This is a genomic window from Limnohabitans sp. MORI2, assembly GCF_027925025.1.
In the GTDB taxonomy this organism is placed as follows: Bacteria; Pseudomonadota; Gammaproteobacteria; order Burkholderiales; family Burkholderiaceae_C; genus Limnohabitans.
Window position 1 is genome coordinate 1 of sequence record NZ_AP027058.1, and the last position, 26,276, is coordinate 26,276.

At 52.9% G+C, this 26,276-nt stretch carries 21 protein-coding genes; 16 read left to right on the forward strand and 5 right to left on the reverse strand.

Annotated features, from left to right (window positions below):
* Positions 1–100: 100 nt before the first annotated feature.
* From dnaA to gyrB, 3 genes are all read left to right on the forward strand, one after another.
* Complete coding sequence (dnaA, locus tag QMG27_RS00005; RefSeq protein WP_281811881.1) at positions 101–1,513, forward strand: chromosomal replication initiator protein DnaA; 1,413 nt, start codon at positions 101–103, stop codon at positions 1,511–1,513.
* Between the two features lie 233 nt (positions 1,514–1,746).
* Positions 1,747–2,853 carry a DNA polymerase III subunit beta gene (dnaN, locus tag QMG27_RS00010; RefSeq protein WP_281811883.1) on the forward strand — a complete coding sequence of 369 codons (1,107 nt, stop codon included), beginning with the start codon at positions 1,747–1,749 and terminating at the stop codon, positions 2,851–2,853.
* Between the two features lie 70 nt (positions 2,854–2,923).
* Positions 2,924–5,488, forward strand: coding sequence for a DNA topoisomerase (ATP-hydrolyzing) subunit B (gene gyrB, locus QMG27_RS00015; protein ID WP_281811885.1), 2,565 nt, complete (start codon positions 2,924–2,926; stop codon positions 5,486–5,488).
* On the opposite strand, the gene QMG27_RS00020 is transcribed toward gyrB, so the two are convergent.
* The 3 genes from QMG27_RS00020 to QMG27_RS00030 form a co-directional block, all read right to left on the reverse strand.
* Positions 5,485–5,961: a Spy/CpxP family protein refolding chaperone gene (locus QMG27_RS00020; protein ID WP_281811887.1), complete on the reverse strand. Its 477-nt coding sequence runs from the start codon at positions 5,959–5,961 to the stop codon at positions 5,485–5,487. The genes gyrB and QMG27_RS00020 overlap by 4 nt on opposite strands.
* Positions 5,962–6,076: 115 nt before the next feature.
* Positions 6,077–6,940: a pirin family protein gene (locus tag QMG27_RS00025; RefSeq protein ID WP_281811889.1), complete on the reverse strand. Its 864-nt coding sequence runs from the start codon at positions 6,938–6,940 to the stop codon at positions 6,077–6,079.
* A complete protein-coding gene (locus QMG27_RS00030; protein WP_281811890.1) occupies positions 6,937–7,131 on the reverse strand; it encodes a cation transporter in 195 nt (64 codons plus the stop codon). The genes QMG27_RS00025 and QMG27_RS00030 overlap by 4 nt, the downstream gene beginning before the upstream one ends.
* A 33-nt stretch (positions 7,132–7,164) precedes the next feature.
* Here QMG27_RS00030 and QMG27_RS00035 point away from each other — a divergent pair, with 33 nt between their 5' ends.
* Positions 7,165–9,432, forward strand: a complete 2,268-nt coding sequence (locus QMG27_RS00035; RefSeq protein WP_281811892.1) for a heavy metal translocating P-type ATPase — start codon at positions 7,165–7,167, stop codon at positions 9,430–9,432.
* A 4-nt stretch (positions 9,433–9,436) separates the two neighbouring features.
* On the opposite strand, the gene QMG27_RS00040 is transcribed toward QMG27_RS00035, so the two are convergent.
* Complete coding sequence (locus QMG27_RS00040) at positions 9,437–9,808, reverse strand: c-type cytochrome (protein ID WP_281811894.1); 372 nt, start codon at positions 9,806–9,808, stop codon at positions 9,437–9,439.
* 151 nt (positions 9,809–9,959) lie between these two features.
* Between QMG27_RS00040 and mnmG the strand changes: the two genes are divergently transcribed.
* The 8 genes from mnmG to QMG27_RS00080 are packed head-to-tail and all read left to right on the forward strand — an operon-like array spanning position 9,960 to position 19,126.
* Complete coding sequence (gene mnmG, locus QMG27_RS00045; RefSeq protein WP_281811896.1) at positions 9,960–11,996, forward strand: tRNA uridine-5-carboxymethylaminomethyl(34) synthesis enzyme MnmG; 2,037 nt, start codon at positions 9,960–9,962, stop codon at positions 11,994–11,996.
* Positions 11,996–12,649, forward strand: a complete 654-nt coding sequence (rsmG, locus tag QMG27_RS00050; protein ID WP_281811898.1) for a 16S rRNA (guanine(527)-N(7))-methyltransferase RsmG — start codon at positions 11,996–11,998, stop codon at positions 12,647–12,649. The genes mnmG and rsmG overlap by 1 nt, the downstream gene beginning before the upstream one ends.
* 30 nt (positions 12,650–12,679) lie before the next feature.
* Entirely contained in the window at positions 12,680–13,294 is a 615-nt protein-coding gene (locus tag QMG27_RS00055) for a LysE family transporter (protein WP_281811900.1), read from the forward strand.
* A gap of 27 nt (positions 13,295–13,321) precedes the next feature.
* Positions 13,322–14,119, forward strand: coding sequence for an AAA family ATPase (locus QMG27_RS00060; protein ID WP_281811902.1), 798 nt, complete (start codon positions 13,322–13,324; stop codon positions 14,117–14,119).
* A gap of 31 nt (positions 14,120–14,150) precedes the next feature.
* A complete protein-coding gene (locus QMG27_RS00065) occupies positions 14,151–14,696 on the forward strand; it encodes an alpha/beta hydrolase (protein ID WP_281811905.1) in 546 nt (181 codons plus the stop codon).
* Positions 14,686–15,606 carry a ParB/RepB/Spo0J family partition protein gene (locus tag QMG27_RS00070; RefSeq protein ID WP_281811906.1) on the forward strand — a complete coding sequence of 307 codons (921 nt, stop codon included), beginning with the start codon at positions 14,686–14,688 and terminating at the stop codon, positions 15,604–15,606. The genes QMG27_RS00065 and QMG27_RS00070 overlap by 11 nt, the downstream gene beginning before the upstream one ends.
* Before the next feature lie 5 nt (positions 15,607–15,611).
* Positions 15,612–17,366: an ATP-binding protein gene (locus tag QMG27_RS00075; RefSeq protein WP_281811909.1), complete on the forward strand. Its 1,755-nt coding sequence runs from the start codon at positions 15,612–15,614 to the stop codon at positions 17,364–17,366.
* Positions 17,363–19,126 (forward strand): ATP-binding protein, encoded by a 1,764-nt coding sequence (locus QMG27_RS00080; RefSeq protein ID WP_281811911.1) that lies wholly within the window; start codon positions 17,363–17,365, stop codon positions 19,124–19,126. Before QMG27_RS00075 ends, QMG27_RS00080 begins: the two co-directional genes overlap by 4 nt.
* On the opposite strand, the gene QMG27_RS00085 is transcribed toward QMG27_RS00080, so the two are convergent.
* Positions 19,095–20,522 (reverse strand): FAD-linked oxidase C-terminal domain-containing protein, encoded by a 1,428-nt coding sequence (locus QMG27_RS00085; protein WP_281811913.1) that lies wholly within the window; start codon positions 20,520–20,522, stop codon positions 19,095–19,097. The two genes, QMG27_RS00080 and QMG27_RS00085, sit on opposite strands and share 32 nt — an antisense overlap.
* Positions 20,523–20,624: 102 nt before the next feature.
* Here QMG27_RS00085 and QMG27_RS00090 point away from each other — a divergent pair, with 102 nt between their 5' ends.
* The 4 genes from QMG27_RS00090 to QMG27_RS00105 all read left to right on the forward strand — a co-directional run bounded on the left by QMG27_RS00090 (position 20,625) and on the right by QMG27_RS00105 (position 26,246).
* Positions 20,625–21,191, forward strand: coding sequence for a cob(I)yrinic acid a,c-diamide adenosyltransferase (locus QMG27_RS00090; RefSeq protein ID WP_281811915.1), 567 nt, complete (start codon positions 20,625–20,627; stop codon positions 21,189–21,191).
* 428 nt (positions 21,192–21,619) lie between these two features.
* Positions 21,620–22,651, forward strand: coding sequence for an OmpA family protein (locus QMG27_RS00095; RefSeq protein ID WP_281811918.1), 1,032 nt, complete (start codon positions 21,620–21,622; stop codon positions 22,649–22,651).
* Positions 22,652–22,696: 45 nt separating this feature from the next.
* Complete coding sequence (locus QMG27_RS00100; protein WP_281811920.1) at positions 22,697–23,680, forward strand: Ig-like domain-containing protein; 984 nt, start codon at positions 22,697–22,699, stop codon at positions 23,678–23,680.
* Positions 23,670–26,246 (forward strand): hypothetical protein, encoded by a 2,577-nt coding sequence (locus tag QMG27_RS00105; RefSeq protein WP_281811922.1) that lies wholly within the window; start codon positions 23,670–23,672, stop codon positions 26,244–26,246. Before QMG27_RS00100 ends, QMG27_RS00105 begins: the two co-directional genes overlap by 11 nt.
* Positions 26,247–26,276: the final 30 nt, after the last annotated feature.

The following is a 26,276-nucleotide window of genomic DNA, read 5'->3' on the forward strand; positions in this document are numbered from 1 at the left end:
TTGTAAAAAGCAGTCTTAGTCGCTGGTCCTGTGGATAAATTTTTGATAAAGTGTCCCGTTGCTTGTCATTTAAGGACAGCTATCCACAGATCAATCGCGCATGAATTCCGGCCTCTCTCCCTCCCATCCCGACCGCTTACCTCCTTCTTCTGGCGAAGGTTTGTGGCAGGCTTGCGTCGATCAATTGGCTCAAGAACTGCCAGAGCAGCAGTTCAATACGTGGATCAAGCCACTAGTTGCCAGCGTTGCTGAAGACTTCAGCAAAGTGGTTATTTTTGTTGGTAATCGCTTCAAATTAGACTGGATTCGTGCTCAATATGCCCATCGAATCGCAAGTTTGCTACAGCAACTACATGGGCAAAATATTTTGGTTGAGTTAGTAATCACTCCCAAAGAAACCCCAGTCAAGATTAAAGCTATTCCTTTTTCTCAAGAGCTGGAATCTCTGCCTGAAAGTTTTGTAGGCTTGGAAGAAGGCATTCCTAGCGGCCCAAGAACACGTTTAAACACAGCCCTGACTTTTGACACATTGGTAGAGGGTACAGCGAACCGCATGGCACGTGCAGCCGCCATGCATGTTGCAACGATGCCTGGTCAACTCTACAACCCCTTATTCATTTATGGCGGTGTAGGCCTGGGTAAGACCCACTTGATGCATGCTGTGGGCAACAAACTCTTAGCTGAGCGGCCTGATGCCAAAGTTCTCTACATCCATGCAGAACAGTTTGTTTCAGATGTGGTTAAGGCTTACCAACGCAAAACTTTTGACGAGTTCAAAGAGCGTTATCACTCCCTAGATCTGCTTTTGATTGACGATGTGCAGTTCTTTGCAAACAAAGAACGTACCCAAGAAGAGTTTTTTAACGCGTTTGAAGCCTTGTTGGCCAAAAAGTCTCACATTGTGATGACCAGTGATACCTATCCCAAAGGGCTTACGGATATTCACGAACGCTTGGTGTCGCGCTTTGATGCAGGCCTAACTGTTGCCATTGAGCCGCCAGAGCTCGAAATGCGCGTCGCCATTTTGATCAGTAAATCACGCTCTGAAGGCTCTGAAATGCCGGAAGAAGTTGCCTTTTTCGTTGCAAAAAACGTGCGTTCCAACGTGCGTGAGCTCGAAGGTGCGCTCCGAAAGATATTGGCTTACTCTCGTTTCAACCAAAAAGACATTTCGATCCAACTCGCACGTGATGCCTTACGCGATTTGTTATCTATTCAAAATCGTCAAATTTCCGTAGAGAACATTCAAAAAACCGTTGCTGACTATTACAAGATCAAAGTAGCGGACATGTACTCTAAGAAGCGTCCCGCTTCGATTGCAAGACCAAGACAGATCGCGATGTACCTTGCCAAAGAACTCACACAAAAGAGTCTTCCAGAAATTGGCGAACTATTTGGCGGAAGAGATCACACAACAGTTTTACATGCAGTTCGAAAAATCACAGCAGAACGCCAACAAATGGCCGATTTAAACCAGCAGCTCCATGTACTTGAGCAAACACTCAAGGGATAAGCTATCAAAAAGAACAACCTTGTGGGTAGTTTCTGAATAACAACAGAGTTATCCACAGAAAAGTGAGGAAATCAAAGTTATCCAAATTTGAAAGACAGCAGAAAAGCTAACTTACCAACACCTTTGAAGTTAGCTCAAGTCCTTGAAAAAAAAGAGGAAAATGCTGTTTTGCACAGAAAGATGCTTTGCTTAACTACTACTACTAATTTAAATAAAGAAAACAAGAGGAAGAGATGATCGTACTGAAAGCAACACAAGACAAAGTTTTGTCCGTCCTGCAATCTGTTGCAGGCATTGTTGAACGTCGTCACACATTGCCAATCTTGGCAAACGTATTAATTCGTAAAACTGGCAGTGCATTGCAACTGACCACCAGCGATTTAGAAATTCAAATTCGTACCACTGCAGAACTCGATGGTGATGCGGGTAACTTCACCACCACTGTTGGTGCACGTAAGTTGATTGATATCTTGCGCACCATGCCTTCTGATCAAACCGTGAGTTTGGAATCGAGTCAGAACAAACTGATTTTGAAAGGCGGTAAGAGTCGCTTCACATTGCAAAGTTTGCCTGCTGAAGATTTCCCGCTGGTGCAAGAAGCAGCTAACTTTGGACCTTCTTTCAGCGTGCCACAAAAGACACTGAAAGAGTTGTTGCACCAAGTTTCATTCGCCATGGCTGTGCACGACATCCGTTATTACTTAAACGGCATTTTGTTTGTAGCTGAAGGTAAGCAACTCAGTTTGGTTGCAACAGACGGCCATCGATTGGCTTTTGCTTCAGCGACGTTAGACGTCGAAGTACCTCGCCAAGAGGTGATCTTGCCTCGCAAGACTGTGCTGGAAATGCAACGCTTGTTGAGCGACAAAGAAGGCGCAATCGAAATGCAGTTTGCGGGTAACCAAGCTAAGTTCACATTCGACGGCATGGAGTTTGTGACTAAGTTGGTGGAAGGCAAGTTTCCAGATTACAACCGCGTGATTCCAAAGAACCACAAAAACACCATCACCATGGGGCGTACAGCTCTGTTGGCGACTTTGCAACGTACTGCTATTTTGACCAGCGAAAAATTCAAAGGTGTACGTTTGAATTTAGAGCCAGGTGTGTTGCGCGTGGCATCTAGTAACGCTGAGCAAGAAGAAGCTGTCGATGAACTTGAAATTGATTACAACGGCGACGCCATTGAAATTGGTTTCAACGTGACGTATTTGATTGATGCTTTGACCAATATGGACCAAGACATGGTGCAAGTGGACTTGGCTGATTCCAACAGCTCAGCGCTCATCACTATTCCCGAAAACACCACTTTCAAATACGTGGTGATGCCAATGCGCATTTAACGCATTGACTGCTTTTTCTTTTTTACGATTGAACCCGTGAGACGTTGTGCCTCACGCATGAAGACTTGTTATGACCGAACCTACGCAAACTCCTGACAACGCAGCAACACCTCCAGTTGGTGAAGGCTATGGTGAGGGCTCCATTCAAATTTTGGAAGGCCTAGAGGCGGTTCGTAAGCGTCCGGGTATGTACATCGGCGACACCTCTGATGGCACAGGTTTGCACCACTTGGTATTTGAGGTGGTCGACAACTCGATTGACGAAGCCTTGGCTGGTCATTGCGATGACATCGTGGTCACCATTCACTCAGACAACTCCATCAGCGTCACTGACAACGGCCGTGGTATTCCAACGGGTGTGAAGATGGACGACAAGCACGAGCCTAAACGCTCAGCTGCTGAAATAGCGCTGACCGAATTGCATGCAGGTGGCAAATTCAATCAAAACAGCTACAAGGTTTCAGGTGGTTTGCACGGTGTGGGTGTGTCTTGCGTCAACGCCTTGTCTAAATCTTTGCGTTTGATCGTGCGTCGTGAGGGCAAGGTACACACCTTGGAGTTTTCCAAAGGTTTTGTGCAAAACCGCATCATCGAAGTGGTGGACGGCGTGGAGGTCTCTCCCATGCGCATCACTGGTGAGACAGAAAAGCGCGGCACCGAAGTTCACTTTCTGCCCGACACAGAAATCTTCCAGCAAAACAACGACTTTCATTACGAGATTTTGGCGAAGCGCTTGCGCGAGCTGAGCTTCTTGAACAATGGTGTGCGCATCCGCTTGAAAGACGAACGCACAGGAAAAGAAGACGACTTCTCCGGTGCAGGTGGCGTCAAAGGCTTTGTGGACTTCATCAACTCAGGCAAAAAGGTGTTGCACCCCAATGCGTTTTATGCTGAAGGTGAGCGTCCAGCCGACAGCTACGGTGGTATTCCAGGCACCAGCATTGGTGTGGAAGTGGCCATGCAGTGGAATGACGGCTACAACGAAAGCGTTTTATGCTTCACCAACAACATTCCCCAGCGTGATGGTGGCACCCACTTAACGGGTTTGCGTGCAGCGATGACGCGTGTCATCAGCAAGTACATCGAGCAAAACGACATTGCCAAAAAGCAAAAGGTTGAAGTGACAGGTGACGACATGCGTGAAGGCTTGTGCTGCGTGTTGAGCGTCAAAGTACCTGAGCCTAAGTTTTCGAGCCAAACCAAAGACAAATTGGTATCGAGCGAAGTGCGTGCTCCTGTAGAAGACATCGTGGCCAAAACGCTCACCGAGTTTTTAGAAGAGCGCCCCAACGATGCCAAGATCATCACAGGCAAGATTGTCGAAGCAGCCAAGGCCCGCGAAGCCGCACGCAAAGCCCGCGAAATGACACGCCGTAAAGGTGTGTTGGATGGCATGGGCCTGCCAGGTAAATTGGCCGATTGCCAAGAAAAAGACCCATCGCTGTGCGAAATCTACATCGTGGAGGGTGACTCTGCGGGTGGCTCGGCCAAGCAAGGCCGCGACCGTAAATTCCAAGCCATCCTGCCCTTGCGTGGCAAGATTTTGAACGTTGAAAAAGCGCGTTACGAAAAGCTGTTGACCAGCAACGAAATCTTGACGCTCATTACTGCTTTGGGTACCGGCATTGGCAAAGCCAGTGCCGAGTCTGGCAAGTCAGCCACAGACGACTTCAATGTAGACAAGCTGCGCTATCACCGCATCATCATCATGACCGATGCGGACGTCGACGGTGCGCACATTCGTACGTTGTTGCTGACTTTCTTCTATCGTCAAATGCCTGAGCTGGTGGAACGTGGTCATATCTATATTGCGCAGCCACCTTTGTACAAAGTGAAGGCTGGCAAAGAAGAGCTGTACCTCAAAGACGCTTCAGCTTTGGATGGTTTCTTGTTGCGCATCGCTTTGAAAGACGCCAGCATCAGCACCGGTGGCAGCAATTCTCAAACACTCAGTGGCGACACTTTGGCCGAATTGGCTCGCAAACACCAAGTTGCTGAAGCTGTGATTGCTCGCTTGAGTGGCTTCATGGATGCCGAAGCTTTGCGTGCCATGGCCGATGGTGTGTCTGTGAATCTGGATACGGTGGCTGACGCCGAAAAATCTGCAGCCGCAATGCAAGAAAAGCTCCGCGAGTTAGGCAGTGGTTCAGAAGCCTCAGGCGAGTTTGATGTGCGCTCTGACAAACCCATTTTGCGTATCAGTCGCCGTCATCACGGTAACATCAAGAGCAGTGTCATTACGCAAGACTTTGTGCATGGCGCAGATTACGCAGCTTTGGCCGAAGCGGCACAAACTTTCCGAGGTTTGTTGGGCGAAGGCTCAAAAGTTCATCGTGGCGAAGGCGATAAAGCCAAAGAAGAAAAAGTGTCTGACTTCCGCCAAGCCATGAAATGGCTCATCACCCAAGCGGAAAACAGCACTGCTCGCCAGCGCTACAAGGGTTTGGGCGAGATGAACCCAGAGCAACTCTGGGAAACCACGATGGATCCCAATGTGCGCCGTTTATTGCGTGTGCAAATTGACGACGCCATTGAAGCAGACCGCGTTTTCACGATGTTGATGGGCGACGAGGTGGAACCTCGCCGCAACTTCATCGAAGACAACGCCTTACGCGCGGGCAACATCGACGTTTAATCGCGCTTGCCTTTCCAGTGGTTTTGCTCTGGAAGGGTTTGTGCATCAAACACTTTTTGTTGATCGGCAGTTAGCTGGTTGTAAAACGTACGCGTGGCCTCTGTGCGTTGTCTGATGTGCGCTTGCATGACCGCCAAATTAGCATCATGCGCCGTATTCATTTTGTCTAAACGCTCGGGGGTGCTCAGCTTTGCTAGAGCTTCACGGTCCACAGGTTGTGCCAGTGGTTTGGCTGGCATTTTCATGCTTTGCACAAAAGCATTCCAAGCGGGTTCTTGAGCGGGTGTGAGCTGAAGTTTCGCCTTTAACTCAGCTTGGCGTTGTTCCCAATGCTTGGCCATACGCTCTTGCATGCGGACATCGTTGTGGTGTACACCCATCATGGGTTGAGCTTGTGTGGGTACCACAGCAGCCAAGACTGAACCAGCCAACAAAATAGACAGCACAAAACGAGTGGTGTTCAAACGGGTCATAGAAGTTCCTTGAAAGCAGAAGCGAAGTGCCTCTGACAAGTTTGTACTGTGAACCGCTTGTGTTACGCCGATGTGCACGAATGCACAAGTTTCGTAAAGTTTTGTTGTGCTGGCTTTAGCCCATCAGCCCAGCGCGAAAGTCATCCACTGCTTGCACCAGCTCTTCGCGCGTGTTCATCACAAATGGGCCGTACTGTGCGATGGGTTCGTTCAATGGTTGACCCGCAATCACAATGGCACGCGTGTTGGCTTGGGCACGTAGCACCACACCATCACCGCCGTTCGTCAACACAGCCATGCGTTTGATGGGTACGGCAGTAGTGCGTTCACCTTGCACTACCTCTAAACCACCACGGTACACATACACAAATGCGTTGTGTGTGGCAGGCAGGCTTTGCTCAAACACGGTGTTGTCGCGATCAGGAAAGTGCAGGTCTAAATAGACAGGCTCTGTGTGTTCACGTTGCATTGCACCATCCGTGCCATGTGTGCGGCCTGCAATGACACGAATTAATACACCTTGCTCAGTGGTCACTTCAGGAATGTCAGCACTTTGGATGTCCCGATACCAAGGCTCACATAGCTTGTTTTTAGAGGGTAAGTTCAGCCACAGCTGAAAGCCTTCCATCGCACCTTCTTCTTGTTCTGGCATTTCGCTGTGAATCAAACCACGCCCAGCAGTCATCCACTGCACACCGCCGTTTTCAAGCAAGCCTTCATTCCCTCCGCTGTCTTTGTGTCGCATACGACCGGCAATCATGTAGGTCACAGTTTCAAATCCGCGGTGTGGATGGTTAGGAAAGCCGGCAATATAGTCGCCGGGGTTGTCACTGCCAAAAGCATCGAGCATCAAAAACGGGTCGAGACGTTCTTGTAAATCATGGCTGAGTACACGCGTTAGGCGTACGCCAGCACCATCTTGGGTGTCTTGGCCTTGTACCAATCGTTCAACGCCCCGAGGCTGAGAGAGCGTGCTCATGCGACTTGGTAACCTTCGTCTGCAATGGCGTGCGCAATGTCTTCGCGTGACTTGCTGCTGTGCACATCAACCTTGCCTGTGCCACGGTCAATTTCCACTTTGGCTTCGGGGTCTAAACGGACAATGGCTTTTTTCACTGCCATTTCGCAGTGGCCGCAGGTCATACCCTGAACTTGAAACGTGTTATCCATCGCTGACTCCTTATAAAGATGTAACCTTACCCTATGTCTGAATTGTCCTGCGATATTGGTATTGGTGGAATGACCTGTGCGTCGTGCGTGACCCGTGTAGAACGCGCGATCGCCAAACTCCCTGGCGTTCAGTCTGTCAGTGTCAACTTGGCCACAGAGTCCGCGAGGGTTCAATGGGCCACGTCACAAGCTGAAGAAGATGCGCAAACCCAGCAAGCCCGCCTACGCCGTGCAGTGCGCGATGCGGGGTACGAACCGCTGGCTGCGGAGCATCTGGAAAACAAGCCCGAGGGTGCATGGGCCGGGTTCATGCCCGTTGCTGTGGGTTTGATGCTGAGTGCGCCTTTGGTTTTGCCGATGCTCGGAGATGCATTGGGTCAGCATTGGATGCTGCCAGCGTTGTGGCAGTTTTTGCTAGCCACACCTGTGCAGTTTGTGTTGGGCGCACGTTTTTACAAGGCTGGTTGGCATGCCTTGCTTGCTGGCAGCGGCAACATGGATTTGCTGGTGGCCTTGGGTACCACGGCAGGTTGGGCTTTGTCGGTGTGGCTGTGGCTCAATGCGCCAATGGGTGCGATGGTGAATTTGTACTTTGAAGGTTCAGCAGTGGTCATCACCTTGGTGTTGCTGGGCAAGTGGCTAGAGGCTCGCGCCAAACGCCAAACCACGGACGCCATTCGCGCTTTGCACGCTTTGCGCCCTGCGCAAGCCCGTGTGATCACGTTGGATGGAGAAGTCGATATTCCTATTGAAGAACTGTTGGTGGGCGACCGCTTGGTGGTCTTGCCTGGCGAACGTTTTGCAGCAGATGGGGTGGTGCTTGAGGGCGAAACACAAGTAGACGAGGCCATGCTCACCGGAGAGCCTTTGCCTGTGCACAAAACAGTTGAAGCACGAGTGACCGGGGGCAGCATCAACGGTGAAGGCCGTGTGGTGGTGCGCGTCAGTGCCACAGGCACAGCCACGGTGCTGGCCAACATCATCCGGTTGGTTGAAGATGCACAAGCTGCCAAGGCGCCCATTCAACGGTTGGTCGATCAAGTGTCTGCTGTATTTGTTCCCGTCGTGTTGGTGCTGGCCTTGGCCACATTGTTGGCGTGGTGGTTCACGTGGCACAGTGTGGAGGTGTCGCTCATCCATTGCGTGGCGGTGTTGGTCATTGCGTGCCCATGTGCGTTGGGTTTGGCCACACCTGCGGCCATCATGGCAGGCACGGGTGTGGCTGCGAAGCACGGCATTCTTATCAAGGACGCTCAAGCCTTGGAGGTTGCGCACCAAGTAAATACGGTGGCGTTCGATAAAACAGGAACGCTGACCTTAGGCCAGCCACAGTTGCTGTCTGTCTTGTTGGCAGAGGAGGGCGCTACATCTTTGCCGCTGACAGCACTCACACAAGATGCCAAACATTGGCTCGGTGTAGCGGCCAGTTTGCAAAGCGCGAGCGAACACCCTTTGGCCCATGCCGTGGTGCAAGCGGCGAAAACACAAGGGTTGGGCATCACATCACCTCAAGACGCCAAAGCCGTGGTGGGCTCTGGCAGTGAAGGGAAGGTGAATGGACAACAGATATTGCTTGGCAGCGTTCGTTGGATGAACGAGCTTGCTGTGCCTTTGGGCGCGCTGCATAGACAGGTAGAGCTTTTGCAAGCGCAGGGTGCCACTGTGTCGGTGTTGGCTCAGCGCACGAACACCGGCATTCAAGCGATCGCCGTGTTGGCGTTCGGCGATCAGCCTAAGCCTGGTGCGAAAGCCGCGCTGACAACCTTACGTGCGCGTGGTTTGCGTTTGGCCATGATTTCGGGTGACAACATGGGTGCTGCGCAAGCCATGGCCGCACGGCTGGGCTTGATGCCAAATGAGGTCTACGCCGATGTCATGCCCGGCGACAAAGCAGCCTTGGTTCGCAGCCTGCAACACAGCCCCAATGGCACACCCCATGTCGTGGCGTTTGTGGGTGATGGCATCAACGATGCCCCAGCTTTGGCTGCCGCAGACGTGGGCTTGGCCATGGCTAATTTGAATGCAGAGGGTCAGCGAGGGGGCGCTGATGTGGCCATGCAAGCTGCGGGCATTACCTTGATGCGAGGAGACGTGGCTTTGGTGGCCGGGGCTTTGGATATTTCTGCGCGCACGGTAGCCAAAATCCGCCAAAATTTATTTTGGGCCTTTGCTTACAACGCTGCTGGCATTCCCCTTGCCGCCATGGGCTACTTAAGCCCAGTGGTGGCAGGCGCCGCGATGGCGCTCAGCTCGGTGAGTGTGATGACCAACGCGTTGCTGCTCAAGCGCTGGAAACCGTAGCCCCTCATTTCTTGGCGGTGTTGCGCTTGTCGATAAGCGCGTTGATTTTTTTCAACATTGCTTCGTCAGGCTCTTTCCAATTCGCTCCGGCAAAGTTTGCCATGTACACCACAGCTGAGCCAAATTCGGCCACGCTCAGTTCGGGTTTGTTGCCTCGAGCAGGCATGGCGCGAACGCCCGCATAGCCATCAGCTGTGATGTTGGCTTGTCCCTCTTTGATGAGCTTGCTCCATGCTTTGACGTCGCCAATTTTTGGCGAGCCTTTATCGCCTTGTGCATGGCATGTGGAGCAAACGTTTTGGAATGTTTCTTCCCCGCCAGCCCAAGCACAGCTTGCGCTCACCGCCAACAAAAGCGACAACAGTTGTTTGTTCATACATCTCACCCTGAGTTGATTGATGGTGAATTTTGACTGATAAACCGCAGCCTTTCCCAGTTTTGATATGCCCTAGTAAAATCGCGCCCTGCTAAGCAGGGCGGCAAACAGCCCCTGCGACTCTGTGCCTAGGCACACCCAAAGGTTGTTTATGTTGTATCCCCAAGAGTTTGATGTCATCGTCGTTGGCGGTGGCCACGCAGGCACCGAAGCCGCACTGGCCGCAGCACGCATGGGCGCTAAAACTTTACTCTTAAGCCACAACATCGAAACCTTGGGCCAGATGAGCTGCAACCCGTCTATCGGCGGCATCGGCAAAGGCCATTTGGTCAAAGAGGTGGATGCTTTGGGCGGGGCGATGGCTTTGGCTACCGATGAGTCAGGTATCCAATTCCGCATTCTCAATAGTTCCAAAGGCCCAGCCGTGCGCGCCACTCGTGCGCAGGCCGACCGTATTTTGTACAAAGCGGCGATTCGCCGTATGCTGGAAAACCAGCCTAACCTTTGGCTTTTCCAACAAGCCGTGGACGACTTGATGGTGGAGGGCGACCGTGTGGTCGGCGCTTGTACCCAAGCAGGCATTCAGTTTCGCAGCCGAACCGTGGTGTTGACGGCGGGCACGTTCTTAGACGGCAAGATTCACGTTGGGCTGAACAACTACGCCGGCGGCCGCGCAGGGGACCCGCCGGCTGTCAGTTTGTCGGCCCGTCTCAAAGAGTTGAAACTGCCGCAAGGACGTTTGAAGACTGGCACGCCACCGCGCATTGATGGGCGCACGATTGACTTCAGCCAATGCACTGAGCAACCGGGCGATGGTGTGGCCAACCAAACCGACAACGGTGCACCTTCGGCGGGCGTGTTGGGCGAAGTGCCCGTTTTCAGTTTCATGGGGCGTGCCTCCATGCACCCGCAGCACATGCCCTGTTGGATCACGCACACCAATCAGCGCACCCATGACATCATTCGCTCTGGCTTTGACCGCAGCCCCATGTTCACCGGCAAGATCGAAGGTGTCGGCCCACGCTACTGCCCGAGCGTCGAAGATAAGATCAACCGCTTCGCTGACAAAGACAGCCACCAAATCTTTTTGGAACCCGAAGGCCTGACCACCCACGAGTATTACCCCAACGGCATTAGCACGAGTTTGCCGTTTGACATTCAGTACGACTTGGTTCGCTCGATGAAGGGTCTGGAAAACGCCCACATCATTCGCCCAGGGTACGCCATCGAGTACGACTATTTTGATCCGCGTGAACTCAAGCGCAGTTTTGAAACTCGTGCCATTGGCGGCTTGTTCTTTGCTGGGCAAATCAACGGTACCACCGGTTACGAGGAGGCCGCGGCACAAGGGTTGTTCGCGGGTATCAACGCCGCCTTGCAATGCCGTAGTTTGGCCGGAGCCGCCAACGACTTTGGCGGCTCGTGGACGCCGGGTCGAGACTTGGCCTATTTGGGCGTCTTGGTTGACGACCTTACCACCAAGGGTGTGACTGAGCCGTACCGTATGTTTACCAGCCGAGCGGAGTTCCGTCTCCAGTTGCGCGAAGACAATGCCGACATGCGCCTGACTGAGTTGGGTCGCCAAATGGGCTTGGTAGATGATGCGCGATGGGAGGCCTTCAACCGCAAGCGCGATGCTGTTTCACGTGAAACAGAGCGCCTCAAATCCATCTGGGTTAACCCACGCAACTTGCCTGCTGCCGAGGCTGAGCGCGTGTTGGGTAAGGGCATTGATCGCGAATACAACTTGGCCGATTTGCTCCGCCGTCCAGATGTGAGCTATCAAGGCTTGATGTCGTTGGATGGCGCCAAGTACCAGAATCAAGAGTTGCTAGATGGTTTGCGTGGCGATGATGTTTCACGTGAAACTACCCGCGCCATCATTGAGCAGGTCGAGATTGCTGCCAAATACTCGGGCTATATCGACCGCCAACGCGACGAAGTGCAGCGTGCCGCTCATTACGAAAACCTCAAACTGCCCGAAGACTTGGATTACAACCAAGTCACGGCTTTGTCGTTTGAGGTGCGTCAGCGCCTCACTCGCCAGCGCCCTGAAACTTTGGGGCAGGCGTCGCGCCTGTCGGGCATCACGCCTGCAGCTATTTCCTTGTTGCTGATTCACCTCAAGCGCTCCCGCGTGAAAGGCTTTGCGCAAGAGGTTGTTGCCGATTCGGCCGAGGCTGCGTGATGCATCCACTTTTGCCCGTCCTGCAAAAAGGGCTAGATGGTTTGGGCTTGACTCTGACGCTGGAGCGGCAAAACCAATTGTTGGTCTACATGGACTTGATTGCCAAGTGGACCAAGGTCTACAACCTGACGGCTGTGCGCGATGCTGATGAAATGCTCACGCACCACCTGCTCGACAGCTTGGCTGTCATTACGCCGCTGCGTCGCGAGTTGGCTAAGTTGAACTTGCCAGCAGGGCAGGGCTACAAATTATTGGATGTTGGGTCCGGCGCTGGCTTGCCCGGTATCGTCATTGCTATTACGTGTCCTGAGGTTGCGGTGACTTGTGTCGACACGGTTGCCAAAAAGGCTGCCTTCATTCAGCAGGTGGCAGCAACTCTAAAGCTGCCTAACCTCCAAGGTTTGCACGCAAGGGTTGAGAGCTTGACCGATCCTTTTGATGTGGTCTGTTCTCGAGCCTTTGCTTCTTTGGTGGATTTCACCGGTTGGTCGCATGCGGCCTTGGCTGATCATGGGGTATGGATGGCCATGAAGGGCAAACACCCAGACCAAGAGCTGGTCGTGTTGCCTGAAAACATCAAAGTGTTTCACGTGGAACAACTCCAAGTGCCTGGTTTGGATGCTGAGCGCTGCATCATCTGGATGCGCGGTTAAACTTCTTTCAGTTAAAAATCTGGGTTTTCTATGTTCGGTATCGCGGACTACGGCGCTTTTGTCGTGGCCATCATCGTCTTTTTGGCCATCCCCGGCCCTGGTAACTTGGCCTTGCTCACAGCAACAGGCAAGGGTGGGGTGCGCGCGGGCTTGGCCGCTACATTGGGTGTGATAGCCGGCGACCAGGTTTTGTTGTGGTTGGCCGTGGCGGGCTTGTCAGCCGTGCTCATCAACTATCCCAGCCTGTACAGCACTGTTCAGTGGGTGGGGGCTGCGTACTTGATGGGGTTGGGTTATTCGCTTTACAAGGTCAAGCCTGGTGATGCGCCTGTGCTGAATATGAAACCCGGCCACTACTTACGCCAAGCCCTGTTCATCACGGTCCTCAACCCGAAAGCCATTGTGTTTTACATGGCGTTTTTTCCCTTGTTTGTTGACCCTGCTATTCATATGGGGCTACTCACATTTGCTGTAATGGCTGCCACCATCGCCGCGCTGACCTTCGTCTATGGTTTGGTGGTGGTGCTACTGGCGCATCACACCGCTGAGCGTGTCCGAGCCAATCCGCTCATTGGCCTAGCGCTCAACAAAATTGCAGGCGTGTTGCTCATCGCGTTTGGCCTCAAGTTGGCCTTGTTCAAATAATTTTTCCGTCTCTTTCGAAAGCTCTGTATGGCCAAAATATTCTGCGTTGCCAACCAAAAAGGTGGTGTCGGCAAGACCACCACCACCGTCAACTTGGCGGCAGGCTTGGCCTTTGTTGGCCAGCGTGTGTTGATGGTTGACTTAGACCCCCAGGGCAATGCCACCATGAGTTCGGGCGTCGACAAACGCGAAATGGAACTCTCCGTGTATGACGTACTGTTGGAAGAGGCCACCATTGCCGATGCTCGCATTCGCAGCAACTGGGGTACTGAGGGCGTACGTGCCAAAATCCCAACCTATGACGTACTGGGAGCCAACCGTGATTTGGCGGGTGCGGAGGTTGAGCTGGTGTCGCTAGAGCGCCGCGAAAATCGCCTCAAACAAGCTTTGGCCGTGGTGGATGCAGAGTACGACTTTGTGCTTATTGATTGTCCCCCGTCACTCTCGATGCTGACGCTCAATGGTTTGTGCGCAGCGCACGGTGTGATCGTTCCGATGCAGTGCGAATACTTTGCTCTTGAAGGCCTGACCGACTTGGTCAACACCATCAAACAAGTGCATGCCAATCTCAACCGCGAACTCAAAATCATTGGCTTGTTGCGAGTGATGTTTGATCCGCGTATCACTTTACAGCAGCAGGTGAGCGATCAACTCAAAGACCACTTCGGTGACAAAGTGTTCAGCGCGGTCATCCCACGCAATGTACGTCTAGCCGAAGCACCTAGCTACGGTTTGCCCGGCGTGGTGTTTGACCCTTCGGCCAAAGGCAGCCATGCCTTTGTGGACTTTGCACACGAGATGGTCGAACGCGTGAAAACGCTTTGATGTCAAGCAAGAAGCCCAACGGCCACACCCTGTGACAGCGTCTGTCCTCCTTCTTCCCGGTTGGCACAACAGCGGCCCCGACCACTGGCAAAGCCTGTGGCAGGACGCGCATGGCTACACACGGGTGGAGCAACACAATTGGGATTTCCCGTTGCGTGGCGACTGGATGATTCAGCTCGAAGAGGCCGTGTTAGCCAACCCTAACGCTGTGTTGGTGGCGCACAGTTTGGGCTGTGTGTTGGTGGCGGCGTGGGCCTCGCACTCGCGTCACGCGCACAAGGTCAAAGCGGCTTTACTTGTCGCACCTGCCGATGTAGAGCGCCCCGAAATGCAACACATGCTCCACAGCTGGAGCCCCATTGTGCGCGAGCGTTTGCCTTTTCCTAGTGTGATGGCGGCCAGCCGCAACGACCCGTATTGCAGCCTTTTACGCGCCAGTGCATTGGCGCATGCCTGGGGCTCTCGTTTGGTCGATTGCGGCGCCGTGGGTCACATCAACACAGATTCACACCTTGGCGACTGGCCCGAGGGCCATGCTTTGCTACTAGATTTACTGAAAGAAAAAAATGGTCACTAAAAAAACCAAAGGCTTAGGCCGCGGCCTTGAAGCCTTGCTCGGCCCCAAGGTCGACGACACCGTCGCTGCAAAAACCGCCGCCGCCGAAGGCTTGCCCAGCACCTTGCCACTGAGCCAAATGGTGGCGGGTATGTACCAGCCGCGCACACGCATGGACGAAGGCGCTTTGTATGAGTTGGCTGAGAGCATCAAAGCCCAAGGCATCATGCAGCCCATCCTCGTGCGCCAGTTGCACGATGGTCCCAACGCCGGCAAATACGAAATCATCGCGGGCGAACGACGCAGCCGCGCAGCCAAACTCGCGGGCCTCGACACCGTGCCCGTGCTCGTGCGCGACGTGCCCAACGAAGCCGCCGCTGCGATGGCCTTGATTGAAAACATTCAGCGCGAAGACCTCAATCCGCTAGAAGAAGCGCAAGGTCTGCAACGTCTCATCAAAGAATTCGGTCTTACGCACGAACTCGCTGCGCAAGCCGTAGGCCGTTCGCGCAGCGCAGCCAGCAATTTGTTGCGTTTGCTCAACTTGGCTGAGCCAGTTCAATCGATGCTCATGGCTGGAGACATCGACATGGGCCACGCACGCGCGTTGTTGGCCCTCGACAGAGCAACACAGATCACAGCGGCCAACCAAATCAGCGCCAAAAAAATGTCGGTCCGCGAGGCAGAGAGCTTGGTCAAAAAACTGGGTGCTGAATTTAATTTGGTGCCGCAAAAGCCAAAGAGCGAAAAATCGCGCGATATCAAACGCATCGAAGAAGAGCTGTCTGATTTGCTAACGGCACAAGTTGAGGTGCGCGTTAAAAAACGTGTCAAACGACACGGCAGAGTTGAAGAGATGGGTGAGCTCTCAATTCAATTCGGCTCCATTGATGAGCTCAACGGCTTGATTGACGAACTGCGAAAGCCCTAACGCACATGATTGACAAACTGCGTCACGTTTTCTTGCCGAGGAGCTTTTTCACAGGCTCTCAGTTGGAGCGTCGTCGCAGTTTATTGATGTACATGCTGCTTTTGATTGGCGCATGTTCATTGCCTTTCTACTTTATCCCCCACCCCGATTACAACCATGTTGCCAACCTCGTTGGTACGGCGGGTTATTGGCTTTTGCTCGGCACACTGTTGCTGGGCGCTCCTTATGTTTGGGTGGTTCATGGGGGTTTGCTGTGGTCCATCTTTTATGTGGCCTATTTGGCCGCGATGACGGGGGGCATCAACTCTCCGGTGATGGTTTGGATGACCATCATTGTTTTGCCAGCTGTTTTGTTGCTTGACCGGGCGGCGGCATTTTTTTGGATCATTGCCGTTTTCTTGGCCAATTTATTGTTGTTGCTCATTACCCAATATGGATGGGTCAACACGGACATCAACATGAACAACGATGTCATGGCATGGACCGTGGCCAATAAACTTTTCGTCATTGCTTTGGCGCTTTACGCGGTGTTTGTGACGGAGACCATGCATCGAAGCCAAGCCGCGGAAATGGATGAAAGTAACGCTGAGCTTGAGCGTACACACCAAGCCCTTATTCGTGCGCAAGCGCACAAAGACGAATTCATTGCCTCTGTTGGTCACGAACTACGCACGCCCATGAATGCCATCTTGGGCCTCAATGGCATTCTTCGCACAGAGCTTGCGGGGAGGCCTGAAGACGCCGCAGTGGTTGACCATATACGCCGATCGACCGAACAGCTGCTGCAAGTCGTCAACGACATTCTTGACTTTTCTCAACTGCAAGCGGGGCGCTTGACGCTGCACGAAGAGGAGTTTGCATTACGTGATGTCTGGACTGCGCTTTTTCAAAACCATGAGAAAAAAGCAGAAGCTAAAAACATCCGCATGAGCTTTGAAGTTAGCGCTGTACACGGCATGTGGGTCAAGGGTGATCGACAACGCTTGTTGCAAGTTCTCAATAACCTGCTTGATAACGCGATCAAATTTACGGCACAAGGGCACATCGTGATCCGCGCCCAAGCCATCGGCGGCGGTCTTTTGTTTGAGGTGCAAGACTCGGGCATTGGGATTGCTGTCGACAGACAAAAACAAATTTTCAATGGCTTTGAACATGCCGATGTGCAGACCAACCGTCAATACGGCGGCACAGGATTGGGTTTGTCCATTTGTGAGCGACTGGTCACGCTGCAGGGGGGCACCATTGGTGTGAGTAGCGTGCAAGGTGAAGGGTCGCGCTTTTGGTTTCAATTGCCCTTACGTAGCATCGCCGTCAAAGACGCGCAGGCCGCTGCAGACATGGCGAGAGCCTTGGTTGATCAACCTATTCGAGTTTTGCTGGTCGACGATAACGCCGTTAACTTGTTGGTTGCCCGCATGATGCTTAAGAAATGTTTTCCAAAAGCCGACATCGTTCAAGCCAACAGTGGTGCAGAGGCCTTGGAAAAGCTGCGAACTGAAACATTTGATCTCACACTCATGGATATGGTCATGCCCGAGATGGACGGCATGCAAGTGACACAAACGTTGCGCCTTGATTTTCCAGAACCAGTTTGTCACATGCCCGTCTTGGCGTTGACTGCGAGTGCCAATCCAGTAGATCACGACCGTTGTTTGGCCGCCGGCATGGATGATGTGTTGCACAAGCCTTTGGATGAATCACAACTTATTTCGAAAATTTCGAACGCACTCGCGATTCATGCAACAAGGGGTCAAGCATGACGCGCTACACGCTTGAACACCTAGCTGCATTGGCCGTTCCGCATTTGCCAGAGCGTTTCCGCGAGGGGCGGTTGCCGTATCTCTTCTTTGTGGTGTGGGTCTTAATTGGTGTGATGGTCATCTTGGCCATCATCACGCCGTATCCCAATGGTGTGCCTGTTCCTTTGGCGTTTGCCTTTGTGTTGCTTGTTTTGCAACTGTTATTTATTTGGGGCTTGCCATTTTCTGTTGCGGTTAATTTGGGCTTGTTGGCAGGGTTAACTCAGGTCACCTATGCCGCTTGGATGTCGGGGGGTATTTTTTCTCCGCGAATGGCGTGGATGACCGTCATTCCGTTGGTGCCGTTTTATGCCGTCAGTCGCCGCACGGGGGTGGTTTGGTTGGTCTTGGTCCTCTTGGTCGAAATGCTGATGAGTTATCTCACCTGGCACAGTTGGTTGCCAGACAACCCGACCCTAGGTGCGGCACAGGTCATGTCATCGTTTGCCAGCTACTCGGTGGTGACCTTGATTTTGATCACCGTCCCATTTCTGTATGACAACGCATTTCGGCTGGCCTACAACGCGAGCCTACAGCGCAACCAAGAGCTTGAAGAGAAACGCCAAGAGCTTTTGCGCACTTCTGCTTTGCGAGAGCAATTCATCGCCACCGTTAGCCACGAACTACGTACGCCCATGAATGCCATCTTGGGTTTCAACAACATGCTTTTGGCGCGGGTGTCCGACAACTTGCAGGCGCTGAAAATTCTCAACCACACGCGGCAATCGGCAGACCACTTGCTCACTGTGATCAACGACGTGCTGGATTACTCACAACTGCAAGCGGGCAAGATCAATGTCCATGCAGAGACCTTCGCCCTGAGAGATACCGTCAACACAGCGTTTGACCTTTTTGCACAACGGGTCGAAAGCATGCACTTGCAATACACCTGCACCATTGATGACAACGTCCCCCACTGGGTCAGCACAGATCGCCATCGGCTGATGCAGATCTTGGTCAACCTCTTGGGCAATGCCATCAAGTTCACACATCAGGGGTACGTCACTTTGTCTGTGCGCCGTCAGCCTTTGTGCGTCCACTTCTCTGTGCGTGACAGTGGCATTGGCATTCCCGAATCGCAACAGCCCAAAATCTTCCAGCGTTTTGTACAAGCGGAAGACGACATTCAATCGCGCTACGGCGGCAATGGCCTGGGCCTATCCATCACACAACGACTGGTTGAGTTGATGGGGGGGCATATCGGCTTTGAAAGCAAGCCGGGGCAAGGCTCCATGTTTTGGTTCACCTTGCCTTTGGTCGACGTTGCTGCGCCAACTGTGGAGGCACCCAAGGCCAAAACGACCAGCCTGCCAACGTCTGCAACGCAAAGGTTTTTGGTGGTGGACGATCACCCCATCAACCGATTGCTTGTGCGCCAAATTTTGAAAAACAATTGGAAAAACTGTGAACTCGTCGAAGCCGAAAACGGGCTCAAAGCGCTCGAGGCATTGCGACAACAAGAGTTCGATGTCATCTTGATGGACATGGTCATGCCGGAGATGGACGGCATTGAGGCCACCTCAGCACTGCGCCTGACGTTTGACCAGCCAGTGCGCGACACCCCGGTATTAGGCCTCACAGCCAACGTCAATCCGCTTGACCTCGAGCGATTTGCTGCCGCAGGCGTCAGCGCCGTGGTGCTCAAGCCCTTTGATGCAGCCAAGGTCTGCGCCAAAGTTGAAGAAATGCTTATAGAGAAAAGATCTTCCCTGGGTTCATGATGTTGTGTGGGTCCAGCGCCCGCTTGATGGTTCGCATCATCTCCACGGCGCCGTCGCCAGCTTCGGTTCGCAAGAAATCCATTTTGTGCAATCCCACCCCGTGTTCACCCGTACACGTGCCTCCTAACGTGAGCGCACGGTGGACCAAGCGTTGGTTCAGTGCTTCGGCCGTTTCATACTCTTTGGGATCATTGGGATCAATCAAATAACCGACATGGAAATTGCCGTCTCCCACATGGCCTACTAAGAAATAGGGCAAGCCAGAGGCTTCTGCTTCGGCGATGGAGTCGAGCATGGCCTCTGCCAGCTTGCTGATGGGTACGCAAGTGTCTGTCGTCACGGCGCGACAACCGGGGCGGCTTTGCAATGCGGCGAAGTAAGCGTTGTGGCGAGCGGTCCACAACCGTGTCCGCTCTTCGGGGGTGGTTGCCCACTCAAAAGACACACTGCCGTGTTCAAGTGCAATTTCTTGCACTGTTTTCGCCTGTTCTTCGACCCCCGCAGGTGAGCCATGAAACTCCATCAGCAATAAAGGCGCTTCCGCCAAATCTAGCTTGGCATAGGCATTCACGGCGCGTACGCTTGCTGCATCAATCAATTCAACGCGTGCAATAGGTACGCCCATTTGAATGATGGCAATCGTCGTTTGAACCGCCGCTTCTAACGACGGAAATGAACACACCGCTGCGGACACCGCCTCTGGTAATGGATAGATGCGCAAAGAAATCTCGGTCATCACGCCAAGCGTGCCTTCGCTTCCAACAAACAAACGCGTCAAATCGTAACCAGCGGATGATTTTTTCGCGCGCGTACCTGTGCGAATCACTTCGCCGCTGGCAGTGACCACCTCTAGGGCCAGGACGTTCTCTCGCATCGTGCCATAGCGCACGGCATTGGTCCCGCTGGCCCGTGTGGCGCACATGCCGCCGATCGAGGCATCTGCACCAGGGTCAATCGGAAAAAACAAACCCGTGCTCTTGATTTCTTCGTTCAATTGTTTTCGCGTGACGCCTGGCTGCACGGTCACGGTCAAATCCTCAGCGTTCACACTCAGCACTTGGTTCATGCGGCTCACATCCAAACTGACGCCCCCCTGCACCGCCAGTAAATGCCCCTCAAGCGACGAGCCAACACCATAAGGAATCACGGGTACGCCATGCGCGGCACACAAGGCCACCGCATCCGCTACATCCTGCGTGTTTTGCGCAAAGATCACCGCGGCAGGCGGCGGAACATCGATAAATGGAGATTCGTCGCGCCCGTGGTGCTCACGCACGGCCATGGCCACCGAGCAATTGGCGCCAAACCGTGCTTGCAATTCGGCCAAGCACTCGGCGGAGACCTCACGCTGCTTCACGGCGGGGGTCAAATGGTTGGGGTGGGTCGGCGCATTCATACAAACTCCTTGGCAATCCCTCATTCTATGAAGCTCGAAAGTTTTGCAGCGCTGCTTTGGCGACAGGCACAATAGCGCTATTCATCAAAGAACATCACGCACATGGGCAATCGACTTTCACAAATCGCCACCCGCACAGGCGATGCCGGCACGACGGGCTTGGGCAATAACCAACGCGTTTCAAAAAACAGCTTGCGTGTACACGCCATGGGCGAGGTGGATGAACTGAACTCCAACATTGGCGTGCTCTTATGTGAAGACATGCCGCACGATGTGCGCGATGTTTTGGTGGAAATCCAGCATCAACTTTTCAACCTGGGTGGAGAGCTCTCGATCCCAGGGTTTGAGTTGCTCAAAGCAGAGGCGGTTCAAGCTTTAGATGAGGCGCTGGCCACCTACAACGCTCAGTTGCCCAAGCTTGAAGAGTTCATTCTTCCGGCAGGGACGCGAGGTGCAGCCGTTTCTCATGTCTGCCGCACCGTGGCGCGCCGCGCAGAGCGTGCAGTGGTGGCCTTGGGCAATGAAGAAGCCATTGGTGATGCGCCACGCCAGTACCTCAATCGCTTGAGTGACCTCATGTTCGTGTTGGCTCGCGTGCTCAACCGCATGAATGGCGGGGATGATGTGTATTGGAAAAGCGAGCGCATGAAGCGCAGCGACGGCAAGTAAGTAAAACTTACATTTAAATTAAGTTCCCCCCACGATAGAGCCTGTTTAGTGGCAAAAACGGCTCAACCATGCCCAAGATACGCCTGTTGGCGTATGTACCTCCAAGCCTAAAACCAAGAAAATTCCATCGGTCTTATCGATTGACTGATGTTTTTATTGTTTCTGCAAGTTTTCGAGTTCTCGTTGGTTTTATCCCCGCGTGAGGCGAGCCATTGGCGGTCATCTCGCATCTGCGCCAAAAAGAATACATAAGAATTAATTAATAGATTCGCCAAAGTCGCCACAGGCCTTCATTAACAAAACTTAACACTATTGGTCCTATTAAGTTGCAAAAATATCGAAATTGGCAATCCAAATCCGTAATTCACAAAGAAATGTAGGGCAAAATAACCTCAATTTTTCGTGATAACAACTTAAAAAGAATACTTATGATGTCTTTGGTTTTGAGTTTTTCTAGCCGTCAGCGCCTTGCTTTTGCGACCGCGATCTTATTTTTGGCGTTTGCGAGTGCTACCTCAGTTCGGGCCCAACAAGCGGTCAAAGAGCCCCTGCAAACAGGTGCATCGGATAGGGCGACGGGTGAAGGCTCCGTGGCTGTGCCACAAGGCCGAGCCTACATTGCACCTAAAACGCGCAGCCCACAACTGGCCCGTGTGACCTTCTACCGCCCGGCACAAGGGTTCTCTACAGGGGTTGCCAGTATTTCGATCAACGGGCACTTTCACGCAGCACTCCAGCTGGGTGGTTACAACGAGGTGTGCCTCGAACCGAACGCTGTCGAAGTCGCCGCGCAGATGGTGCATACCGGCGGGGAACTCAAAAACTCCAAAGACGATACAGCCACGCTTAAACCACAAGCCGCACAAGATCTGTATGTGCGAGTGTTTGAATACGGCGATGGTCGCGCAACGCTGACAGTTGTGAGAGAAGAGGTGGCGATTCCGGAGCTCAAGGAAGTGCGTCGCCAACTCCATGCCATTTCACGCTACGCAGACGCCAAGAGCTGCTACAGCGCAGAGGCTCGAACCGGTGCTGACCACGATGAGTCTGTAGAGGTGGTGACCAAAGAGCGCGTGGTGTTAAGCACGGATGCTCTATTTGCATTTGACCGCGGCGATATCGATGGCATGACACCACAGGGTCGTACCGCGCTGGCTGATTTAAATAGCCGCTTACAGAAAAAATATGGCGCCGACAAAAACGTGATGCTCCATATCACGGGTCATGCGGATCCACTTGGTGGCCCGCTATTCAATCAACGCCTCTCGGAAGCGCGTGCAATCAGCGTACGCCGCTACCTCATGGAGGGCGGCATCAGCGCCAAACAAATGACGATTGAAGGCAAGGGCGCTTCACAACCTGTTGTGAACACATGCGCCAAAGCCGCCACCCCTGAATCCATCCAATGCAACAAACCGAACCGCCGTGTGGTGGTCGTTGTCCAAGAGTTGGTGCGCTGAGCGATCGCCACTCATTACCTAGTCAAGAATTAAGAGATCAAAATCATGGCCAAGAAAATCAACCTCATCGTCAACACGGGCAACGAAGAAACCAGCAAAACCGTTGAAGTCGTCATCGATAACGGTAAAAAAGGCTCAGCCGAGCGCATCAAAGCCGTCAAGGGTGCGCGCTACCAATTAGAAGATACAACGGCCAAAAATGTCGGCCCAGAGAAAATTCGCAGCAAACGTGTCGGCAAAAACCTGCACATCATGCTGGACGGTGGTGGTCAAGCAGATCTCATCATTGAAGGCTATTACGACGACGAAGTCGTTGCAGAAAGCAACCGCGGCTTGTACGGTCGCGCCGAAGACGGCAACCTCTACGAATACATTCCTGAAGATCCCACCGTAGACGGCTTGCCCAATAACTTAGAAGAGGGCGGCAAGCCAGTCAGCCAGGTTTTGGGTGGTGGACAGATTGGTGATGACTTTGCGTTGAGCGCGTTGCCATTGGTTGCAGCAGCAGGTCTGGGTGGCTTGGGCGCTGCGGCCTTGGCCGCGGTAGGGGTCGCTGCCGTCGCTGCAAATAACAATAACAACACACCTGCGACAACGCCAGCACCCTCAGGCCAAACCGGTGCACTTGCAGACAGCTCAGACACCGGCGTCAAAGGTGACAACATCACCCAAAACAAATCGCCCACTATCACAGGCAAAGCCACAGCAGGTGCTGCGGTTGAGGTCACGCTCAAAGATGCCAATGGCAATACCGTCGGCGGCCCTTACACCACCACCGCTGACAGCAATGGCAACTACACCATCAACGTCAGTCCAGCCATCACCGCCGATGGCACCTACACACCGGTCATCAAGGTCACCAATGCATCGGGCACGAGCACTGTCAACGGCACCGCGTTCAGCCTCCAATGCTGGCACGGCACTGACGCCTATTACACATGTGCTGACAGCGACAGACATCACCAACAAATCGTTCGATGTCACATTCACCAAGCCCAGCGTTTCGACAATTCAAACCGTGACGGCTAATTATGTGGACGCAGCAGGTAATGCAGCCACCGACACAGCGCCTAACGACAGTGCCAAACTCAGCGATGTGTCTGTCAGCATTACCAACGGCAAGGCATTTTCGACCGTGTTTGGTCCTGGCACGGCAGTTGATACGGTAGATGCGACCACACATGCCACGAACACTGCTGGCGGTGGCGGAACAGTAAATACTGATTTCTGGCGCGCTGAGGTGATTAACTACAGTGGTTCAAACACTGCTAATCGTGAAGCTTATGTTGAGTACGGCGCTTCGTTTGCACAAAACGGTGTGACGGGTACGGCGTATAGGATCAACATTGTCAACATTCAAGGACCTGTTTCTGGTGACCCCACCAAGAACTACAACCAGAATGCACCGATTCGATTCACGTCCAAAGTCGGTACCTTCACCACCATGTCGTTTAACTGGACTGATTTGCAAAACACCAGCAAAACAATCACGTTCTTCGACGCCAATAATTCACAAATTTCGTCTACATCGATCAGTGCTAATGGCGGTACGTTCAACTCGGGCACCTTATCGCGTCCAGCTTCGTATTTCGAAATCAGTGGCGGCACGCTTGACCTTTGGAACATTGACAATGTGACCGTTAACGGCAGTAGCGTGCCAACGACCATCGTGAGCACATTGGCAAGTGGTGACAGCGTGGTCAGCACAACGCCTACCCTAGAAGGTACATTGACCCGTGCACTCACAACGGGTGAGACGGTTCATATTTTCCAAGACGGCGTGGACAAAGGTGTCGCCACGGTCACAGGGACCAATTGGACATTTGGTGCAAATTTGGCGACTGGTACTGCCAGTAATTTTGTCGCCAAGGTTGTGAACAGTACCAATGTCGTAGAGTTTGAGTCACCCAGCTTCGCTTTGAAACAGTCGGCGAATGGTGTGGACGCTCCCGTGACTGTCAGCATTACTTCGGCAACTGCCACTACGGCCAGTAGCACGACCGATTCATTTACGACCAGCACCACCTCGGCGGACGTGAACAGTTTGAGCACCGCATTCTGGGATGTCACGACCAGCACTGGCGCCTTGGCTCGATGGGTCAGCAGCTCTTCCGCGCCAACGAATTGGGTCATTACTGGTTCTGAGTTGCAAATTGGCGTGCTATCAGGTAACGGTTCGACAAACAGTAGCTATAACTTTGCTGTCAAAGGCGGTGCTTCGTTCACGGGTCTGAGTTTTGTGACGGGTTGGGGTGATGTGATGAGAGCGGCTTCCTCACCGGTTGTTGTGACATATCTCGATGCAAATAACAATGTGGTCGCTACAGACTCATTCCGTTTTGATCAGGTCACAAGCAAGGGAAGCACTTACACCTATGACTCGACCACTCGAAACATCAGTTTCTCAGGCCAAGCCACTAAGTTCAAAGTCACCATGCGCGATGACAACGGATTTGCCATAGATGACTTGACTTTCAAGACATCAGCAGATTCAACGCCTTACTCGGTGGGTTCGGGTGGCACTGTGCTCGACACAACACCTGATTTGAATGGCTCAATTAGCCGAGCACTTAAGTCTGGCGAAACGGTGGAAATATTGCGCGGCTCAACCTCGCTTGGCAACGCCAACATCAGCGTTGGCTCCACCGCTTGGTCGTTCACTGATACTACCGGTTCCGTGGGAAGTTACACCTACACAGCCCGCTTCAAATCAAGCACAGGCGGTGTGTTGGCTTCGTCTGTTTTCAACTTAAACATTGCTACGACGCCTTTGGTGCTTGACCTCAACGGTGACGGTGTGCAGACCACCAGCATCAGTGAGGGCACACAGTTTGACTTGCTTGCGTCCGGCCAAAAGCAACATGTGGGTTGGGTCAGTAAGCAAGATGGGTTGTTGGCCATTGACTTGAATGGTGATGGCCAGATCAATTCGGGTGCTGAGCTGTTTGGTGATCACGCCCAACTGGCCGATGGCTCGTTGGCTAAAGATGGCTGGTCTGCATTGCGTGCGCTGGACAGCAACCACGACGGCAAGATCGACGCACAAGACGCCAAGTTCAACTTGTTGCGCCTGTGGGAAGACGCGGATGGCGATGGCGTGACCGACGCAGGCGAGTTGTACAGCTTGTTGGTGAAGTCAAGCGTGGAAGTGCACAGCAATGTTGCGCCTGTGGCTTTGAATTTCAGCAGTGATGTTGCGATGGATTACAACCACAGTGCCATCCAAGCAGACTTGGCTGCAGGCATTAACTCCAAAGCGCCTGCTGTGCTGAGCTTCGCAGACGAAGGCTTTGAAGAGTTCGCGGCAATGCCAGTGGTGGCTCAACCAGCGGTTGCGCGCAGTGCGACCGAGTTGGCGATTGACCAAATCGGTATGGGCGCTACGGACGTTGAGCAAGCAACTTCAACTTCAACAAAGGTTGAGTTGAAAGTTGCAAGCCCAGACACGCTGACGATGGACTCCGTGACGGCTGAAACTGCTAAAACTGACTTGCCTGTTTCGCACGACGAACAGGCTTGCGCGCTGGCTGTGGTGGTCGATCCAAACCAACAGTTGATCGACCAAACAACACTGAATTCGCACCATGCGAGCTAAGTGAATACTAATTAATTAAATTAGACCAAG

What these genes read in the sequence shown, in the direction of transcription:
- dnaA (WP_281811881.1), top strand. Translation starts at nt 101, where the DNA reads ATGAATTCCGGCCTCTCTCCCTCCCATCCCGACCGCTTACCTCCTTCT.
- dnaN (WP_281811883.1), top strand. Translation starts at nt 1,747, where the DNA reads ATGATCGTACTGAAAGCAACACAAGACAAAGTTTTGTCCGTCCTGCAA.
- gyrB (WP_281811885.1), top strand. Translation starts at nt 2,924, where the DNA reads ATGACCGAACCTACGCAAACTCCTGACAACGCAGCAACACCTCCAGTT.
- QMG27_RS00020 (WP_281811887.1), bottom strand. Translation starts at nt 5,961, where the DNA reads ATGACCCGTTTGAACACCACTCGTTTTGTGCTGTCTATTTTGTTGGCT.
- QMG27_RS00025 (WP_281811889.1), bottom strand. Translation starts at nt 6,940, where the DNA reads ATGAGCACGCTCTCTCAGCCTCGGGGCGTTGAACGATTGGTACAAGGC.
- QMG27_RS00030 (WP_281811890.1), bottom strand. Translation starts at nt 7,131, where the DNA reads ATGGATAACACGTTTCAAGTTCAGGGTATGACCTGCGGCCACTGCGAA.
- QMG27_RS00035 (WP_281811892.1), top strand. Translation starts at nt 7,165, where the DNA reads ATGTCTGAATTGTCCTGCGATATTGGTATTGGTGGAATGACCTGTGCG.
- QMG27_RS00040 (WP_281811894.1), bottom strand. Translation starts at nt 9,808, where the DNA reads ATGAACAAACAACTGTTGTCGCTTTTGTTGGCGGTGAGCGCAAGCTGT.
- mnmG (WP_281811896.1), top strand. Translation starts at nt 9,960, where the DNA reads ATGTTGTATCCCCAAGAGTTTGATGTCATCGTCGTTGGCGGTGGCCAC.
- rsmG (WP_281811898.1), top strand. Translation starts at nt 11,996, where the DNA reads ATGCATCCACTTTTGCCCGTCCTGCAAAAAGGGCTAGATGGTTTGGGC.
- QMG27_RS00055 (WP_281811900.1), top strand. Translation starts at nt 12,680, where the DNA reads ATGTTCGGTATCGCGGACTACGGCGCTTTTGTCGTGGCCATCATCGTC.
- QMG27_RS00060 (WP_281811902.1), top strand. Translation starts at nt 13,322, where the DNA reads ATGGCCAAAATATTCTGCGTTGCCAACCAAAAAGGTGGTGTCGGCAAG.
- QMG27_RS00070 (WP_281811906.1), top strand. Translation starts at nt 14,686, where the DNA reads ATGGTCACTAAAAAAACCAAAGGCTTAGGCCGCGGCCTTGAAGCCTTG.
- QMG27_RS00075 (WP_281811909.1), top strand. Translation starts at nt 15,612, where the DNA reads ATGATTGACAAACTGCGTCACGTTTTCTTGCCGAGGAGCTTTTTCACA.
- QMG27_RS00080 (WP_281811911.1), top strand. Translation starts at nt 17,363, where the DNA reads ATGACGCGCTACACGCTTGAACACCTAGCTGCATTGGCCGTTCCGCAT.
- QMG27_RS00085 (WP_281811913.1), bottom strand. Translation starts at nt 20,522, where the DNA reads ATGAATGCGCCGACCCACCCCAACCATTTGACCCCCGCCGTGAAGCAG.
- QMG27_RS00090 (WP_281811915.1), top strand. Translation starts at nt 20,625, where the DNA reads ATGGGCAATCGACTTTCACAAATCGCCACCCGCACAGGCGATGCCGGC.
- QMG27_RS00095 (WP_281811918.1), top strand. Translation starts at nt 21,620, where the DNA reads ATGATGTCTTTGGTTTTGAGTTTTTCTAGCCGTCAGCGCCTTGCTTTT.
- QMG27_RS00100 (WP_281811920.1), top strand. Translation starts at nt 22,697, where the DNA reads ATGGCCAAGAAAATCAACCTCATCGTCAACACGGGCAACGAAGAAACC.